The 16,610-nt window shown below is 68.9% G+C and carries 19 protein-coding genes and 1 pseudogene; 5 read left to right on the forward strand and 15 right to left on the reverse strand.

The features are described 5' to 3' along the window. Positions 1-26: 26 nt before the first annotated feature. From fabG to BCL76_RS15285, 6 genes and pseudogenes are all read right to left on the reverse strand, one after another. A complete protein-coding gene (fabG, locus tag BCL76_RS15260; protein ID WP_109780047.1) occupies positions 27-812 on the reverse strand; it encodes a 3-oxoacyl-ACP reductase FabG in 786 nt (261 codons plus the stop codon). 35 nt (positions 813-847) lie between these two features. Beyond that, positions 848-1,114 carry an acyl carrier protein gene (locus BCL76_RS15265; RefSeq protein WP_109780048.1) on the reverse strand — a complete coding sequence of 89 codons (267 nt, stop codon included), beginning with the start codon at positions 1,112-1,114 and terminating at the stop codon, positions 848-850. A gap of 42 nt (positions 1,115-1,156) precedes the next feature. Further along, positions 1,157-2,350: a ketosynthase chain-length factor gene (locus BCL76_RS15270; protein ID WP_109780049.1), complete on the reverse strand. Its 1,194-nt coding sequence runs from the start codon at positions 2,348-2,350 to the stop codon at positions 1,157-1,159. Then, positions 2,347-3,618: a beta-ketoacyl-[acyl-carrier-protein] synthase family protein gene (locus tag BCL76_RS15275; protein ID WP_109780050.1), complete on the reverse strand. Its 1,272-nt coding sequence runs from the start codon at positions 3,616-3,618 to the stop codon at positions 2,347-2,349. Before BCL76_RS15275 ends, BCL76_RS15270 begins: the two co-directional genes overlap by 4 nt. Continuing rightward, on the reverse strand, positions 3,615-3,947 hold the full coding sequence (locus BCL76_RS15280; protein WP_109780310.1) for a TcmI family type II polyketide cyclase: 333 nt from the start codon (positions 3,945-3,947) through the stop codon (positions 3,615-3,617). Before BCL76_RS15280 ends, BCL76_RS15275 begins: the two co-directional genes overlap by 4 nt. A gap of 42 nt (positions 3,948-3,989) precedes the next feature. Beyond that, positions 3,990-4,259: pseudogene (locus BCL76_RS15285) on the reverse strand (TcmI family type II polyketide cyclase); the annotation flags it as partial. A gap of 263 nt (positions 4,260-4,522) precedes the next feature. On the opposite strand from BCL76_RS15285, the gene BCL76_RS15290 reads away from it, so the two are divergent. Further along, positions 4,523-4,981 (forward strand): nuclear transport factor 2 family protein, encoded by a 459-nt coding sequence (locus BCL76_RS15290; protein ID WP_109780051.1) that lies wholly within the window; start codon positions 4,523-4,525, stop codon positions 4,979-4,981. Between the two features lie 63 nt (positions 4,982-5,044). Here BCL76_RS15290 and BCL76_RS15295 read toward each other — a convergent pair whose 3' ends face one another. The 6 genes from BCL76_RS15295 to BCL76_RS15320 form a co-directional block, all read right to left on the reverse strand. Then, on the reverse strand, positions 5,045-5,239 hold the full coding sequence (locus BCL76_RS15295) for a ferredoxin (RefSeq protein WP_109780052.1): 195 nt from the start codon (positions 5,237-5,239) through the stop codon (positions 5,045-5,047). A gap of 11 nt (positions 5,240-5,250) precedes the next feature. After that, positions 5,251-6,471 (reverse strand): cytochrome P450, encoded by a 1,221-nt coding sequence (locus BCL76_RS15300; protein WP_181382561.1) that lies wholly within the window; start codon positions 6,469-6,471, stop codon positions 5,251-5,253. A gap of 103 nt (positions 6,472-6,574) precedes the next feature. Continuing rightward, positions 6,575-7,378 (reverse strand): response regulator transcription factor, encoded by an 804-nt coding sequence (locus BCL76_RS15305; protein WP_109780053.1) that lies wholly within the window; start codon positions 7,376-7,378, stop codon positions 6,575-6,577. Positions 7,379-7,409: 31 nt separating this feature from the next. Beyond that, positions 7,410-7,889 (reverse strand): nuclear transport factor 2 family protein, encoded by a 480-nt coding sequence (locus BCL76_RS15310; protein WP_258309705.1) that lies wholly within the window; start codon positions 7,887-7,889, stop codon positions 7,410-7,412. 552 nt (positions 7,890-8,441) lie between these two features. Then, a complete protein-coding gene (locus BCL76_RS15315) occupies positions 8,442-9,101 on the reverse strand; it encodes a TcmI family type II polyketide cyclase (RefSeq protein ID WP_109780054.1) in 660 nt (219 codons plus the stop codon). 31 nt (positions 9,102-9,132) lie between these two features. Next, positions 9,133-10,647: a DHA2 family efflux MFS transporter permease subunit gene (locus tag BCL76_RS15320; protein ID WP_109780055.1), complete on the reverse strand. Its 1,515-nt coding sequence runs from the start codon at positions 10,645-10,647 to the stop codon at positions 9,133-9,135. 331 nt (positions 10,648-10,978) lie between these two features. Between BCL76_RS15320 and BCL76_RS15325 the strand changes: the two genes are divergently transcribed. Continuing rightward, positions 10,979-11,500, forward strand: coding sequence for a hypothetical protein (locus BCL76_RS15325; RefSeq protein WP_146228380.1), 522 nt, complete (start codon positions 10,979-10,981; stop codon positions 11,498-11,500). A gap of 184 nt (positions 11,501-11,684) precedes the next feature. Here the strand turns inward: BCL76_RS15325 and BCL76_RS15330 are convergent, their stop codons facing one another. Beyond that, a complete protein-coding gene (locus tag BCL76_RS15330; RefSeq protein WP_109780057.1) occupies positions 11,685-12,284 on the reverse strand; it encodes a TetR family transcriptional regulator in 600 nt (199 codons plus the stop codon). Between the two features lie 140 nt (positions 12,285-12,424). Here BCL76_RS15330 and BCL76_RS39770 point away from each other — a divergent pair, with 140 nt between their 5' ends. Together BCL76_RS39770 and BCL76_RS15340 are read left to right on the forward strand one after the other, a co-directional pair. Beyond that, a complete protein-coding gene (locus tag BCL76_RS39770; RefSeq protein ID WP_309136843.1) occupies positions 12,425-12,589 on the forward strand; it encodes an SDR family oxidoreductase in 165 nt (54 codons plus the stop codon). Between the two features lie 44 nt (positions 12,590-12,633). Next, positions 12,634-14,061, forward strand: a complete 1,428-nt coding sequence (locus tag BCL76_RS15340) for an outer membrane protein assembly factor BamB family protein (RefSeq protein ID WP_181382563.1) — start codon at positions 12,634-12,636, stop codon at positions 14,059-14,061. Between the two features lie 16 nt (positions 14,062-14,077). Here BCL76_RS15340 and BCL76_RS15345 read toward each other — a convergent pair whose 3' ends face one another. Both BCL76_RS15345 and BCL76_RS15350 read right to left on the reverse strand, forming a co-directional pair. After that, positions 14,078-14,461, reverse strand: a complete 384-nt coding sequence (locus BCL76_RS15345; RefSeq protein ID WP_109780059.1) for a hypothetical protein — start codon at positions 14,459-14,461, stop codon at positions 14,078-14,080. Between the two features lie 87 nt (positions 14,462-14,548). Further along, positions 14,549-14,926, reverse strand: coding sequence for a protease inhibitor I9 family protein (locus tag BCL76_RS15350; protein WP_109780060.1), 378 nt, complete (start codon positions 14,924-14,926; stop codon positions 14,549-14,551). 358 nt (positions 14,927-15,284) lie between these two features. Between BCL76_RS15350 and BCL76_RS15355 the strand changes: the two genes are divergently transcribed. Continuing rightward, entirely contained in the window at positions 15,285-16,466 is a 1,182-nt protein-coding gene (locus BCL76_RS15355) for a S8 family peptidase (RefSeq protein ID WP_109780061.1), read from the forward strand. The last annotated feature ends 144 nt before the right edge of the window (positions 16,467-16,610 follow it).

Genomic DNA, 16,610 nt, shown 5'->3' on the forward strand with positions numbered 1-16,610 from the left:
GTCGGGGCGGGCGCGGTGCGATGCGGTCAGAAGTTGCCGAGGCCACCGCAGACGTTCAGGGCCTGGGACGTGATGGAGGCCGCGGTGTCGGAGGCCAGATAGCCGACGAGGCCGGCCACTTCCTCGGGGGTCGAGTAGCGGCCCAGCGGGATCTTGGCCTGGAACTTCTCCAGGATGGCGCTCTCCGGCGCACCGGAGAGGCGGGAGTAGTTCTGCCGCACGCGCTCGGCCATGGGCGTCTCGACGTAGCCGGGACAGACGGCGTTGACGGTGATACCGGTCGGCGCCAGCTCGTTGCCCAGAGCCTTGGTGAAGCCGACGACGCCGTGCTTGGAGGCGGAGTACGGAGCCCCCAGGACCACGCCCTGCTTGCCGGCGGTGGAGGCGATGTTGATGACGCGGCCCCAGCTCCTGTCGCGCAGGCCGCCCGTCGTGAGGACTTCCCGGGTCAGCCGGAACACGCTGTTGAGGTTGGTGTCGATGATGTCGTTCCACAGGTCGTCGGCGATGTCGGCGGTCACCCCACCGCCGCTGATGCCCGCGTTGTTGACGAGGATGTCGACCCTGCCGAACCGGTCGACGGCGGCTCGGACGTAGGCGCGTATCGAGTCCGTCGAGCGCACGTCGAGGACCGCACCGTCCACATCGAGCTGCTCCTCCTGGAGCTGCTTGACCGTGTTCAGCACCTTGTCCTCGGTGCGCGAACCGATGAACACCCGGTGGCCTTGCTCGGCCAGCAGCCGGGCCACGGCCAGGCCGATCCCGCTGGTGGCGCCGGTGACCAGGGCGACGCGCTGCTCCTGCTGTGTCATTTTTTCCCCTTCTCGGTCTGTGGTGGGTGAGGTGCTCAGGCGGCCGGTGCCGTGAGGTGTCCGGCGACGGCGTCGAGGAAGACGCGAGGCGTCGTGGCCTCGCCCATGACGGACTCGTCCAGCTCGATCCCGTACTCGCGCTCGATCCGGCTCGCGGTTTCGAGCAGCGCGAGCGAGTCGTAGCCGATGTCGGAGAACTCGGTGTCGAGGGAGTCGAGGTCGAGACCGCCGCCCTCGGGGGCGCCGGAGCCTTCGAGGAGAATCCGCTTGAGGTCGTCGAGGGTGAAGGTGGCCTGAGACATGAGGGTCCTGCCTTTCGGGGGAATGGAACGGGATGCGGGGGCTCAGGAACGGACGAGCATCGCCGAGTTGAAGCCGCCGTGGCCGCGTGCGATGACGAGCGCCGTACGTACCTCGGCCGTGCGCGGCTGCGAGACGACCAGGTCGAGGCCGTACCGGTCGGCGGGCTCCGTGTGGGTGGTCGCGGGGATCAGGCCCGCCTCCATCGAGAGGAAGGCGGTGGCGAGGTCAAGGGCGGCCGCGCCCGCGTACAGGCGGCCCGTCATCGTCTTGGGGGCGGTGACCGGGACGCCCCGCTCGCCGAACACCTCGACCAGGGCCTGTGCCTCGATCCGGTCGAGCTCGGGCTCGGCGGCGCCGTCCGCGAAGACCACGTCCACGTCCGAGGGCACCATGCCGGCGTCGGCGAGGGCCAGTTCCACGGCCTTGCGCAGGCCCGGCTCGCGTCCGTCGAACGTGGCGGCGTATCCGGCGATCTCGCCGTACACCTTGGCTCCGCGGGCGCGGGCGGATTCCGCGGATTCCAGAATGAGCAGGGCGCCGCCCTCGCCGGGCACATGGCCGGCAGCCCGGTCGTCGAAGGGGAGGTAGGCGCGCGTGGGTTCCTGCTCGGTGCTCAGCCGACCGCTGGTGTGCAGTCCCACCCAGCCCCAGGAGCACAGCAGCGCGTCCACGGCGCCCGCTACCACGAGGGAGGTGCCCTTGCGGATCTGGCGCCGGGCCTGAGCCACCGCGTCGAGACCGCCGGCCTGGTCGGTGACGACCACGCCGCTGGGGCCCTTCATCCCGTTGCGGATGGATATCTGGCCGGTGTTGACCGCATAGAACCAGGCGAACGACTGGTAAGCGCTCACGTACTCGCCGCCCTTGCTCCACAGGCTCTTGAGCTCGTTCTGGCTGAACTCGAAGCCGCCGGCCGAGCTGGCCGTGATCACACCCATGTCGAAGGCAGGCAGCTCGGCGGGGTTCACACCGGCGTCGGCGAGCGCCCAGTCCGCCGCGACCAGCGAGAGCCGGGTGACCTGGTCGGTCTGCGGCATCAGGCGGCTGGGCAGGTGGTGCTCGGCCACGAAGCCGTCGATCTCCCCGGCGAGCTTCGCAGGGTACGGCGATGCGTCGAAGCGGGTGAGCGGGCCTATGCCGCTCTTGCCGACCCGGGTGGCACTCCAGTAGTCCTTCGCACCGAGCCCGTTGGGGGCGACGACGCCCAGTCCGGTCACCACGACAGATGCCGTCATGCTGCATTCCTTTCGGGTCGGGCCAGCACCATCGCGCTCTGGAATCCCCCGAAGCCACTGCCGACCGTGAGGACGGCGTCGACCAGTTGGTCGCGTGCGGTCAGCGGGACGTAGTCGAGGTCGCACTGGGGGTCGGGGGTGTGCAGGTTCGCCGTCGGCGGCACGACGTTGTGTCGGATCGCCAGGATCGACGCCGCGATCTCGATGGACCCGATCGCGCCCAGCGAGTGCCCCACCATGGACTTGATGGAGCTCACGGGGGTGCGGTACGCGTGATCGCCGAGGCTGTGCTTGAAGGCGGCGGTCTCGTGCCGGTCGTTCTGCTTGGTGCCCGAGCCGTGCGCGTTGATGTAGTCGATCGCGGTGGGGTTCATTCGGGCCTCGTCGAGCGCGACCGTGATCGCCTCGGACATCTCGGCGCCGTCAGGGCGCAGTCCCGTCATGTGATAGGCGTTGCTGCGCGTTGCGTATCCGGCGATCTCTGCGTAGATCCGTGCACCGCGGCGTCGCGCACTCTCCAGTTCCTCGAGGACGAACACCGCTGCGCCTTCTCCGAGGACGAAGCCGTTGCGGGTGGCGTCGAACGGCCGGGAGGCGTGCTCCGGGTCGTCGTGGCGAGGTGTGGTCGCCTTGATCGCGTCGAAGCAGGCCATGGTGATCGGCGAGATCGGCGCGTCGGTGGCGCCGGCGACCATGACGTCCACCGTGCCTTCCCTGATCAGCTCGACGGCGTATCCGACGGAGTCGAGCCCGGACGTGCACCCCGCCGACACCACGCTGCTCGGCCCCTGCGCACCCACGGCACGGGCGACCTCGGCGGCGAAGGAGCTCGGCACGAAGTAGTTGTAGAAGAAGGGATCGGCGTAGGTGTGATCGACCAGATCGAGCCGGCCCCCGTCACTGACGACGCGGTAGTCCTCGTCGAGGCTCATCGTGGAACCCACCGCGCTGCCGATGGTGACGCCGACGCGGTAGGGGTCCAAGGCATCCGTCTCGAGGCCGCTGTCCGCGACGGCACCACGCGCCGCGACCACGGCGAACTGGGCGGCCCGATCCATGCGCCGCACCTCGCGCGGGGTCAGCCCGTGCGCGTACGGATCGAAGTCGATCTCCGCTGCCACGCGGGACCGGAACTGGCTGGGGTCGAAGAAGGTGATCCCCCGGGTAGCCGTACGGCCTTCACTCAGCAGGGACCAGAAGTCGTCCCGGCCCACACCACCGGGGGCCAGCACCTCCATCCCGGTGACGACCACGCGTCGCTTGCTCATGCCGTGACCTGCCAGGTGTAGAAGCGCGAGGCCATGGCGTCGGAGGGAGAGCGCCATGTCTCCGGATCGAAGACGGAGATGTAGGGCAGCAGATCCTGCTGGATCTGGACGAAGCGCGGATCGGACTTCGTCCGCTCGATCAGCTCACCGCCGTTGTCGGACTCGAAATCCTGGATGTGGAAGTAGAGCCCGTCGTGGGCGAACAGCTGCCGGCGCCGGGTGCCCATCGTGTGTGGCAGCTCGGTGCCGGTGTCGAAGTCCGAGAACAGCTTGGCGACGGTATCGATGTCGGCGGGGTCGAGCCGGGCCACGATCACGGTGCTGTACATCCGGTGCCCCTCGCTCACCGGCTGTCCGTGCCACTCGTAGAACCGGGTCGCGACCTGGTCCGTGGGGCGGGTGGCCGGGGAGTAGGCGTCCAGGAACGGGGTGAACGCCTCGTCGGCGCCGTGTTCCACGACCTCGGTCAGGTTCTCCTGGGTGTGGTCCTGGAGGTGGATGTACACGCCCTTGTACTCGAAGAGCTGCCGGCGCAGGAGATTGCGGGTGCCGGACGGCTCGCCGTCCCGCTCCGCGAAGACGCCCGCGATCTCTTCGGTGGATCCAGGTTTGATCCTGCCCACGATGACACTGCTGTGCATACTTCCTTCTCCATATTTCGAGCGGGCTGAATCCCGAATGGGCCGGGACCTCGAGTGATTGCCTTCCGAACTGATCGAGTTGGTGACGAGAACGAGTCTTCCGGTGCCCGGTACAGGTTTCAATACGGGCAACTTCAGGACTCTGCAGGGTTTCGACTGCGGAGACTCAACGATTCGCGCAGAGGAAAGGCCTACGTCAGAACTTCGTCAGAAGATCTTGAAGTCGAGGCGTCGCAGGCACGTTGACGTGCAGCATCACAGGTATGACCAATCTGGATACGATCACTGCGATCGCACGTATGGAAGACCTCTTCGCATTGCAGGCTCTGGTAGCGCGATTCGCGCACGCGGTCGACACCCGCGACTCCGAGGGGCTGTCCACCGTATTCGTTCCGGACGTGACGATGGAGGTGGCACCGGATATCCGGATCGACGGCCGTGAGAAATTGGCCGGCATGCTGCGTGACGACCTCACCTGGGCGACCACCATGCACTTCGTCAGCAATGTGATCGCCGAACCGGAGGGCGACAGCGCGACCATTCGCGCGAACATCACGGCGGTGCACGTGAGCCGGGACGGGGTGGGCAGGCATTTCGACCTGGGCGCCCGCTACACCTTCACCGCCGTGCGGACCGCCGACGGTTCGTGGCTTCTGTCCCGGATCGGGATCGAGCCCGTCTGGACCACCGGCGACGATCAGGGCATGCACGACGACCGATGACGGGTGAAGCCGCGCCGGGGCTCTTCCTCCGTGAGGAAGGCCCCGGCGCGGCTCCGTATCGGATCACTCATCCACGAGGGACAGGGCCTTCGCCGGGCAGATGTAGACCGCTTTGCGGGCGGCGGCCTCGTCGGCGCCCTGCGGCCGCTCGACCAGGATGCTCACCAAACCCTCGTCGTCCTGATCGAAGATTCTCGGCTCGGTCCGCACACACTGACCCGCGCCGATGCAGCGGTCGTGGTCCTTCTTGAGTTTCATCGTCGCCTCCTTCACCAGGTCACGGGCAGTTCGTAGAGGCCGTAGACCAACGCGTCGCTCTTGAACGACAGCTCCTCTTCCGGCACGGCCAGGCGCAGATCCGGCAGCCTCCGCAGAAGCGTGTCGAACACGATCTGAAGCTCCAGGCGGCCGAGGTTCTGACCCAGGCACTGGTGCGGCCCGTAGCCGAAGGCCACGTGGTGCCGTGCGTCCCTGCCGAAGTCGAGCTCCTCCGGATCGTCGAACACTGCGGGATCGCGGTTCGCCGCGAAGGTGGAGGCGATGACGGCCTCGCCCTTGCGGATGAGGAAGCCGCCGATTTCGACATCGTCCAGCGCCAGCCGGTGCGCGCCGAAGTCCGGAATCGTATAGAACCGCAGCAGCTCGTCGACGGCCTTCGGGGTCTTCGAGGGATCCGCCTTGAGCTCCGCGAGCAGTTCCGGCTTCGTCAGCATCGAGAACACACCGAGGTTGATCATGTTCGCCGTGGTCTCGTGCCCTGCCAGCAGCACCAGCAGGCACAAACTGGCGAGCTGGGGCCGGTCTATACCGCCCTGCTGCCGCTGCAGTTCGATCTGCCGGCTCAGCAGGTCGTCGCCCGGATTCTTGATCTTCTCTTCGACCAACTTGTCCATGTACTGGCGGAGTTTGACCGAGACGGCGATCCGGCCCTGTTCGTCGGTGGTGCGGCGCAGCAGGATTTCGGCCAGTTCCATGAAGTACTCGTGGCCCTCGTAGGGCATGCCGAGGATCTCGGAGACCACCAGTGACGGAACCGGCAAGGAGAAGACCTGATTCAGGTCGACGGGCTTCGGCATCTTCAGCATGTCGTCGATGAACCCGTCGACGATCTCCTGAATCCGGGGCTTCATCGCCGCGACCCGCCGCACCGAGAATTCACTGATGACGGGCCGCCGCGCCTCCGAGTGCTCCGCGCCATCGAGGATGATCATGAAAGGGGCGTGCTTGGCCAATGCGGCGTTCTGGCCGGGCACCACGACCGGGAAATCCGGCGCGCGACGGTCCGAGCTGAGCTTGGGGTGTGCCATCACGGCCCGTACGTCGTCGTACTTGGTGACGAGCCAGGCCTTTCCGCCGTCCGGGAGGACCACCTGACTGATCGGTGATTCCTCCCGGAACTTGGTGTAGACCGGCGGAATGGCGAAAGGGCATGTGCGCTGAATCGGGAAGGTGACGAGTTCGTTGGTTTCGTCGGTATCGGCGTTCGCCATGAGACCCCCTGGTCGGAGTTTGCGATTCCTGCGAACTCACGCTAACCCGGGGATCTACACGGTCAGGTTCAGCCAATGTCAATTCGACGCACATGAATGGTCATCACAAGCTACGGAGTTTGAAGCCCACTCCACGAACGGTGACGATCCAGTCAGGCCCGCCCAGCTTGCTCCGGAGGCTGCTGACGTGTGTGTCGACGGTGCGGCGTGACCAGGATTCGCCCCAGACCCGATGCATGATGGATTCCCGTGAGATCACCCGTCCCGGTGTGGTGGCCAGCAAGGCGAGCAGATCGAACTCCTTGCGCGTCACCGGAACCGGTCGGCCGTACATCTCGACCTCGCGCGAGTCGCTGTCGATCCGGAGCGGGCCGTGCTCCAGCACGGCCGCGCCGTCGGCGCCGGCGTCGGTGTGCGGGGTCTGGCGTGAGCGCCGCATCACCGCGTTCACCCGGGCCATGAGTTCCCGGAGCCCGTAGGGCTTGATGACGTAGTCGTCCGCTCCGGCCTGCAACGCGAGGACACAGTCGAGTTCGGACCCTTGCGAGGTGACGGCGATGACCGGGATGTCGCGGGCGGCCCGGATCTCGCGGCACACTTCGAGGCCGTCGAGATCCGGGAGGTCGAGGTCCAGGAGCACGAGGTCCGCGGTCCCGAACGACGCCAGTGCGTCTCCACCCGAGTTGACGGCGGCGACCTCGTGGCCGTGGCGCGTGAGAGCTTCGGTAAGAGTGGCGCGGTCGCTCTGGTTGCTCTCGGCGACGAGGACCCGCCATGTGTCCGAGACGTTCCGAGGCGGCGGCGGAGGTGCCGCGGGGCCGCGCTGGCTGCCGAAGATCGATCGGACCGTCGCGCGGTACTCTCCGTTGTAGGTGTCGAGTAATTCTTTTTGTGCAGTCGCTTTCATTGTGCTGTTATCCCCCGTCTCAGTTCCCCGCTCAGGTCGGCGGGTTACCGGTCTTCCATATCAGCTCGAACGAAAGGCGTGAAAGGCGCCAGCCCTGCTCGGTATGCACCGCGTCGCCCGTGACGTAGGTACCGGACACGTAGTGCGGCAGCGTCTCGCCATCCCGCTGGTGGTGCACGTGCACGGACGTCATATTGGCGCGAAGCGTCGCGCGGTCCGCAGCGATGCTCACAATCGACGGCGTATTCACATGGTGGGTTCGAGCCCACATCGCCAGTGCCTTCTGGTGGTATTCGACGAGGCCGTCGATTCCCACGTGCCGACTGACGGGAAACTCGATGAGCACATCCTCCGAGAAGAGGCTGGACGCCCACTCGTCGTCAAGTTTGTCGTAGTCGAGGCCGAGAGCGTAGCGGTCGAAAAGCGAACTTATCTCGGCGCCTAAGTGACTTATTTTCATTGCTTGATCATGTATCCTCTCCAGTAGCTGCGCAACCATGACGGGATGCATGTGATGGGTGTCACCGCAGCCGGTCGAGTGGTTTCCTCCAGCCGAATTACCTGCTGCTGGACGAATTGGCAACGGTTACCCTCGGACTGCTGACGTTTTTGATGAACGTTTTAATGTTTTTGATCAACGTTTTAATCAGCGCCTGGTCGGCGGGAGTGCGCGAAGCCCGCGCCGCGACGGCATTCCGGCCGCGCACCGGTCGGCCGCCGTGGCCGGCGGCGCTGACGGCCGGTGTCCTGCACGCCGGGCGGTGCCGGGGGGTGCGTTCCGTGTCCGATTCCTGTCGCGGTCGAGCGTACATGAATCGGAGTCGCAACGGAATCATAGTTGCTAGGTAATTCTTCTCGCACCGTGTTTTGGTCGAACCGTTGCCAGTGGTGCCCGCGTGGTGACTTTCTGTAGGTGAACGCTGTGTGCGGCCTTCGATGTGGAGCACGCCGGGCAGGCGTGAAGCCTCTGGTACGGACCTGGTCTCGATGGACCGGTTCCCGTACCAGAGGCTTCGCGTCTGTCGGTATCGCCGTGATCCGCTGCTGTCGGCGACTCAGCGCGTCATGACGCCTCCCAGCCGTAGAAGCGGCTCGCGTGGCCGTTCGTCGCGGGCTCCGCGGGTGCGAGTTCGGGCAGGTCCCGGACCACCCTGCCGAACCAGATGTCCGACGCGGCCTTCCGTGCGGCAGCCGCACCCTCGCTGCCGGCGTAGTCCTGAATGTGGATGCACAGATCCTTGAAGGCGAACAGTTGGCGTCGACGGATTCCCGCCGGCCGGGAGGATCCGGTGGATTCGAACTCCCGGAAGATGCTCGTGACGGCGGGAATCGCTGCCTGGTCCATCCGGGTGATGGTGACGGCGGTGTCCGTCCGTCCGAGATTCTCGGCCGGGTCGCCCTCCCAGTCGTAGAAGCAGAAAGCGGCGGAATCTGCCGGAGAATTCCATGTGGTGGGCTCGTACGGCGCGACGAACGGATTCAGATCGATCGCCAGTCGGCCCATGCGCGGATCGGTCTTGACTTTCTCCAGCGCGACCTGGTCGGACTTTTCGGTGAAATCGTACAGGTGGATCTGGATGCCGTCGTGGATGAATAACTGGCGGCGACCCAGGCCGATCATCCCCGGGATCTCCGTGCTGTCGAATTCGGCGAACAGATTCGAAACCTCGGGAATGGACTTCTGGTCCATCTTCGAGATGGTAACCATGCTGCGCATGTTCATCACTTCCTGGTGGGAGAGTATCGGGCTTCGGTTACGCGATCGGCGCGGCTTCTGCCTCGGGCAGGGTCGCCCCGGCTTCGGCGGTGCGGTTCTTGGTGGTGAGCGCTGCGAGGACCAGGCCGACGACCGCGATTCCCGCGCAGACGCTCAGGAGCAGGTTCATGCCGCTCATGAAGGCCGTCTGGACGCTGTGGAGCATCGTCGCGTCGCCGAGTGAATCGGCGACGGCCACACCGGATCCGATGCCGTCGGAGATCGGCTCGTGGTTGAGCGGGCCGAGCTCGGAGTGGTACCGGGTGGACAGCACCGTGCCGAGCACCGCCACACCGGTGGTGCCGGCCGCCTGGCGCAGGGCCGACAGCAGGGCCGATCCGGCGCCCGCCCGCTCGGGTGTGAGCGCGCCGACGGCCAGTGCCATGGAGGTGGGCAGGACCAGGCCGATGCCGAGGCCGACGATGGCCATCCAGGTGGCGACGAACCCGTACGAGGTGCCGATGTCGGTCAACGAGCCGAGGCCCATCCCGACCGCGAGGACGCCGAAGCCGATCATCAGGGTCGCCTTGAGACCGATCTTGTCGCGCAGGCCCTCCAGGAAGTTCGAGGCCACCAGCAGGCCCCCGATCATCGGGAGCATGCGCAGGCCACTGCCGAGCGAATCGACGCCGAGGATCGACTGGAAGTACAGCGGGATGGTGAAGAACAGACCGAACATCGCGAAGGCGTTGATCAGCTGGTAGATGGTGCCCATGCTGAATCCGCGATCCCCGAACAGGCTGAGGTCCGCCAGGGCGTGTTCCCGGGTCCGTTCCCAGGCGACGAAGCCCGCGATCAGGGCGAGGCCCGCCACGAAGGTTCCCCAGGCCGTGCCGTCACCCCAGCCTTCGTCACCGAACCGGATCAGACCGTAGGTGAGACCGACCAGTCCGGCGGCCGAGAGCGCCACGCTGACCGGGTCGATGGGGCGGCGGATCCGGCTGCGGGATTCCGGCATCCACAGGCCCACCGCGATCGCGCCGATGACGACGGTCGGGATGTTCACCAGGAACACCGAGCCCCACCAGAAGTGGTTGAGCAGCAGGCCGCCGACGATGGGGCCCAGCGGCATTCCGAGTGTGACCGCCGTGATCCACACGGTGGTGGCCCGGCCGCGTTCCGCCGGGTCGGGGAACAGCACCGGGATCATTCCCATCGACAGGGACATCAGCGCTGCCGCTGCGACACCGAGAAGTACGCGGGCCGAGATCAGCTCGCCGGACGACGAAGCGAACGCGCACCAGACCGAGGCCGCGCCGAACAGCGTCAGGGCGCCGAACACGACCTTCTTGCGCCCCAACCGGTCGCCGAGCGCACCGGCGGGCAGCATCGCGCCCGCCAGCGTCAGGGTGTAGGCGGTGCTGAACCACTGCAGGGCCGCGGTGCCGGCGTGCATGTCGCGGGCGAGTGTCGGAAGGGCGATGTTCAGCACCGTCATGTCGAGGCCGACGGTCAGCATCGCAAGAGCGAGCGCACCGAGGGCCAGCCACCGGCGCGTAGCCGTCACTTTCATGAGTCCTCCTCAGATTGGCGAAGTCACTACGAGTTCAGAGTAGATCGGAATTCGAAGTGTGTGTCAATAACGATCCACTTGCCTTCTGGGCTCGGTCCGGGGCAGGGTGGGGCTCCCCGGGTTCGGTCCGGACCGGGATGCTCGGCGAGGAGGGGCCGATGGACGTACCGCTCGAGCCGCTGACGGCCTTGAAGTACTACGGGGAGTCGACGCGGTGAGACTCACGCCGTTCGAGCAGCGGGTGGTCACCGCGTACCGGGCCGTCCGAGGGTGGGGTCGCCGAGCTGCCGCGGAGGTTTGCGTGGGGCAACTGCATCTGGATCACCACGTGTTGGCGGTGCTGATCGAGTACGCGGCGGATGTCGGGTCGCTGGGCGACGGAACCTTGGGTCTGCGCGCGGCCGCGACCGGGCCGTGCTGTCTTCATCTGGACGCCGACCCGGCCCTGCTCGGGTACCTCGTCCACCGGCTCTCCGCCGCCGCCTTGGGGCCCGAAGGGCGATGTGCCGGCTTGGCCGGCCGGCCGGATCGCCTCGAACTGCGGGCCCCGGACGGGCATGGGCGGATCGTCTTCCACGTGGACGCCGCCGGAATGCGGGCCCTGAGTGAATGGGAGCGGGATCTCGCCCTCGTCCATGAGGGCGACCGAAACGCCTGCGGCGCGGAGCCGCCCTGCCCCGGCGCCACCCGCCACGCCGATGGCCTCGCGGCCGATGTGCTGGCGAGCAGGGAGTTGCGGCGCGTGGTGCGCCGCCTGCCTGCTGTCCCTCATGCGCATGAGGTGCCGGTGCCGGTGCCGGTGCCGGTGTCGGTGCGGATCGAGGCCGACTCCGTACGTGATTCCCGTAGGTGAACCCCGCGCTCGAACGCCGGACGGGACCGCTCGGTCCCTGACTCCGTCAGGGGTGGGGGGTGGGGGGAACCGCGGTTCTTCCGTCGTGATCGTCACGCCCTCGCCCCGCGGCGCGAGGGCGTACCCCCCCCGGGCGATGGCCCGTGGAGCGGGGGCGACGGCCTCGCCCGAGCGGGGTGGGCGACTACTGCGCGGTGTCGGGCTCGGGGGCGGCCGCGGCACCGAAATCCGCCCAGCCGTACCGCAGCCGCTCGAACACGGACTTCAGGTCCTCCGGCCGGTGATCGCCGTACGTGACGAGGAAGATGGCGTCCAGCATGAAGCGGGCGAGGGCCGTGGCGAGCAGGTCGCCTTCCGCGACCCCGGCCTCCTGCGCGAGGGTGGCGGCGAGGCTGGCCTCCCAGCGGTGCCGCACCCGGCCGGCGTAATCCAGCAGCGCCGGCGTGGATTTGACGAGTTCGACGAAGTCTTCGCCGGACGGGCCGCCCGGCGCCGGCTGCGCCACCGGCACCAGGTGCGCCTCGAGCGCGTCCAGGATCGAGACGCCGGCGGCGCGGTCGCGGACCGCGGCCGTCAATGCGCGGTCGTACTCGTCTTCGGCATCGAAGACCAGCGCTTCCTTGCAGGGGAAATAGGCGAACAGCGTGCTGACGGCCACTTCCGCCGCATCGGAAATCTCCGCGACGGTCACATTGTCGAACCCGCGCTCGCGGAACAGGGTGAATGCGGCGTCCGCCAGGCGCTTTCGCGTCTGTGCCTTCTTCCGTTCTCGCAGTCCCGCCATTCCGGCAACCCCTTGCACTTGGGACGTCTTGCATCACTGTCTGTCGCCCCTGTGAGGCCCTGCCGCTTGAGCGGTATTAGGCGAATTGCCGCCCTGGCGGCAGGAAAGTGCCGCAGGGTTGCAAGGATGCGAGTGCAGAGATTGTATCCGGGTGTCGAAATCGGGTCACCTTTCCGGAGCGATCTTACCGGGCGGAGCTCGGCCGCCCCGAGGACATCGCGGACGTCGTCGGCTTCCTCGCCTCCGACGCCGCCCGCTGGGTGACCGGGCGTGTGGTCGACGCCACCGGAGGCTCGGCGCTCTGAGCCCGGGGCCCCCGGTTAGGCTGCGGTCCGGGGGGATCATGGACATGGAACGACCGCGGCCGGCACGGCTTTTGGGGTACCTCGCGTTCATCGCGGCCGCCGCCCTCGCGGCGGTGGTGGCGCTGTATCTGGTCCTCCTGGCGAAGCTGGTCACCGACGGCCCCGGCCCCGGCCGCGTGTGCGGGATCGACAGCTGCCCGCGCGGCACGGGCACCCTGGCGCTCCTCGTCCCGCTGTGCGCCGCCGCCGCGTGGCTGCTGTGGCGTACGCCGAGGAAGCGCGGGCACGGCCGCGTCCCGGCGCACGTCCGGGTGATCGCCGTCTGCGTGGCACTGGCCGCGTCGGCCCCCGCCTGGTGGGGCTTCGCGTACGCGCGCGGCCCGCAGATGGACCTGTCCGGTCGGCAGGAGCCCGTGCATCCGGCGGCTGCTCCGGTCGGCGTCTGGGCGCCCCGGCCCGGCATGGTCGTACGGGCCCGCACCGACGGCCTCGTCGCCTACGACGGGGAGGGCCGCAAGGGCTGGCGGCTGCCGGCCCCGGAGCGTACGCCGCTCTGCGCGATCAGCCGCACGGCCCCGTCGGGCATCGGCCTGCTCACCTACGGGGAGAGCCCGGGGGCGTGCGGCTCGCAGGTCGTCGCCGTGGACCTGGCCGACGGCCGCACCGCGTGGACCCGGGACGCCGGCCGGGCGCTGGTGGCCGTGGCCGGCGCGAGCGCCGTCGTGGCGGACCGGGACACGGTGACCGGCCTGGACCTGCGCGGCGGCCAGGAGCGCTGGCGGGTCCCGATACCCGCCGACTGCACCGTGAAGGCCGTCGACGGCTCGGAGCAACACGCCCTGTACGTGGAGGAGTGCGGCGACACCGCCCGGATCACGGCCGTCGACGCCCGTACCGGAACCCGCACCTGGCAGACCGCGCTGCCCACGGGGAGCCGACTGCGCGAGGTACGGGTGCTGTCCGCCGTCCCGCCGGTCCTCCGCGTCACGGAGACCTCCGAACGCGGCATGGACGCGGTGCTGCTGTTCGGCGCCGAGGGCCGGCTGCGGGGGTTCGTACCGGCTTCGGGTCCGGCCGGGGACCTGCTGTCCGAGCCGTCCCCGGTGCTGACCGGCGACCTGCTGATCACCCCGGTGAAGCAGGGGGAGAAGAACGGCGTGTCCGCCTACTCCCTCACCGACGGCCGGCGCGTCTGGCACGCCGGCTTCGGCGACGAGGTCGTGCGCGGGCTGGCCCCGATCGGCCCGGGCGAGGTCGGCGTGGTGACCTCCGGCCGCTGGTGGACGTACCTCTCCCACCACGGCCTGGCCGACGGCCTGCGCCGGGCGGAGCCCACGGTCCTGCGCGATCTGCCGCTCGGCGAGCGCTTCACCTTCCACCCCGGCCCGCCCGGCCGGTACGTCTTCGTCAACCTGGACCGCCAGGGACTGCTGCCGCCGACCTTCGACATCGACCCGGTCTTCGGCTGGTGACGCGCGCCGGCCGGGGTCAGGTCCCGGCCGCGCGGAAGCGGGCGAGGAGCTCTTGGGAGGGCGGCGCGTCCACGTCGAAGAACTGCTTGGCCAGGTCCGGCGGGACCGCCGGCCCGTGCATGCGGACCTCGTGGCAGCTGAAGCAGAACGCCGCCTCGAACAGGACGATTTCGAGGGCCTTCGCGTAGCCGCGGATACTCCATCCGGGTGAGAAACCGCACCGGTGTTGCCCGCTGCCGGGCAGGGTCCCCAGGAGAGCCAGGGTGTCGGTCACTTCGCCCCCGACCCAGTGGGCGACGGCCCCGCCGGGCCACGGGTCGCCCTCCTTCCCCGGTGGGGCGGAGATCCGTACGACCTCGATCAGCGCGGTGTCGGCCAGGACTTCGGCGGGAAGCTGCATCAGCGCAGTCTCCCCGCCGCCCGGACGGCGGGCCGGCACCTTTCGACCGCCCTGCCCTCCGGTACCGGTACCGGTACCGACTCCCGTTCACCCGACTCCGGACCCCCACCCCCCGAACTCGCCGTCGCCGGGGGCGTTGTCGCCGCTCGCCGTGCTGTCCGCCTCGACGGACTCGACATCCGGCATCGCGCGCAGGGCCGTGACCTGCCGGGGGCTCAGGTGGGCCGCGAATCCGTGCAGGACGGTGCGGTAGACGTGCAGCGGGGTGGCACCGACGCGCTCCGCCACCTCGGCCGGGTCGCTGTCCTCGCCCACGGTCACGATGTACGTGGCGTGATCGGCGGCGGGTGCGGTGCGGGGCACGGGTTCCCGCACGGCCGCGGTGGCCGCGCACGCGGGCAGGGCGGCGACGGCGGCCAGTACGGCCACGGCCACGGGCAGGGCTCGGCTCAGACGTTTGCGCATGGGGCGAGGCCATCACGGGCCGCGGCGGGGTTCAACGAGGTCCCGGGGTGAGGCGGGGTCACGGACGGCGCACCGGCCGTGCGCTCCCCGGGGTGGGGGCGGGCCGTACGGGTGATCCCGCCGGACCGGGCGGACCGGGACGGTCGGGGCGCGGCCTCGGGGGGACAAGGGCGAATCGCCCGGGGCGGGTGCGGCGGACCGAGCCGGGCACACACGGGTCGGACCGGCGGCCGGGTGAAGGAGGGTTGTGCGACCCGTCCCGGCGTGGCAGCGATGTGAGTGAGGGCCACACCTGCCGGAGCGATCGGCGCCGCGGGGGCGGCCCGTTCGCGTCCTCACCGGCCAGGGAGTTCCTGTCATGCGCCTGCTCGCCCGTCTGGCCGTCGCGGCCCTGCTCGCCGTCACCCCGGTCGGGGTCGACACGGCCGCCGCCGCGGCTCCGGAGCCGCCTCCCGCTCCGCTGGTCACGTCCAGGGACGCCGTTCCCGGCCGCTACCTCGTGACCCTGGAGGAGGGCCACGATCCGGCGGAGGTCGCCGAGGCACTCGGCCTGCGGCCGTCCTTCGTCTACACCTCCGCGTTGAACGGCTTCGCCGTGCCGCTGACCCCGCTCCAGCTGACGGCCGTCCGCAGCAGCCCGGAGGTGAAGTCGGTCGAGGAGGACGCCAAGGTGCGGTCCGTACCGACGCCGAGCAGGGCGGGAGCGATCCGTGAGCCGGCGGGTACGTGGGGCCTGGATCGGATCGACCAGCGGGATCTGCCGCTGGACGGCGCTTTCACCACCACGGGCACCGGAGCCGGGGTGACCGCGTACATCCTCGACACCGGCATCGACTACGCGCACGAGGAGTTCGGTGGGCGCGCCCGCTCCGGCTTCGACTCCGTCGGCGACGGCCGTGACGGGGCGGACTGCCTGGGGCACGGTACGCATGTGGCGGGGACGGTCGGCGGTCGGACGTACGGCGTGGCCAAGGGGGTGAGCCTGGTGAGTGTCCGCGTCCTCGGATGCGACGGTACCGGCACGTGGTCGGCGGTCGTCGCGGGCCTGGACTGGGTGGCGGACCACGCCGAGCAGCCGGCCGTGCTGAACGTGTCCCTGGGTGGCGAGGCGTCCGACACGGTCAACAGGGCCGCGACCGAAGTCGCCGACCGGGGTGTGCTGCCGGTCGTCGCGGCGGGCAACTCGGCGAAGGACGCGTGTACGGTCTCGCCGGCCTCCGCAGACCGGGTGTTCGCGGTCGGCGCCTCGAACGACAAGGACGAGCGGACCTCCTTCTCCAACTTCGGACCGTGCGTGTCCCTCTACGCGCCGGGCCAGGGTGTCGTCTCCGCCCTGCTCGACGGTGGCAGTGTGGCCCACGACGGCACGTCCATGGCCACCCCGCACGTCACCGGGGTGGCCGCGCTCTACAAGGCGGCGCACCGTGAGGCCGGCCCGGCGGAGCTGAGCGGCTTCCTGACCGACGCGTCCACGCAGGGCGTGGTGAAGGGCCTCGACGCGAACGGCCCGAACCGGCTGCTGTTCACAGGTGGTCTCTGACACCTGTCCGTCACGTCGCCCGTAAGAATGAATCTCCCGGGGGAGTGGCTGTGGGCCGCGACCCCGGGAGGCTGCTGGGAATGACCCTTTCTGCACAGGGTGTACGGAGCACCGGCGAGGCCTCCCGGCCTATGGGCCAGGCGG

This window comes from Streptomyces sp. CG 926, assembly GCF_003148825.1.
Classification (GTDB): Bacteria; Actinomycetota; Actinomycetes; order Streptomycetales; family Streptomycetaceae; genus Streptomyces.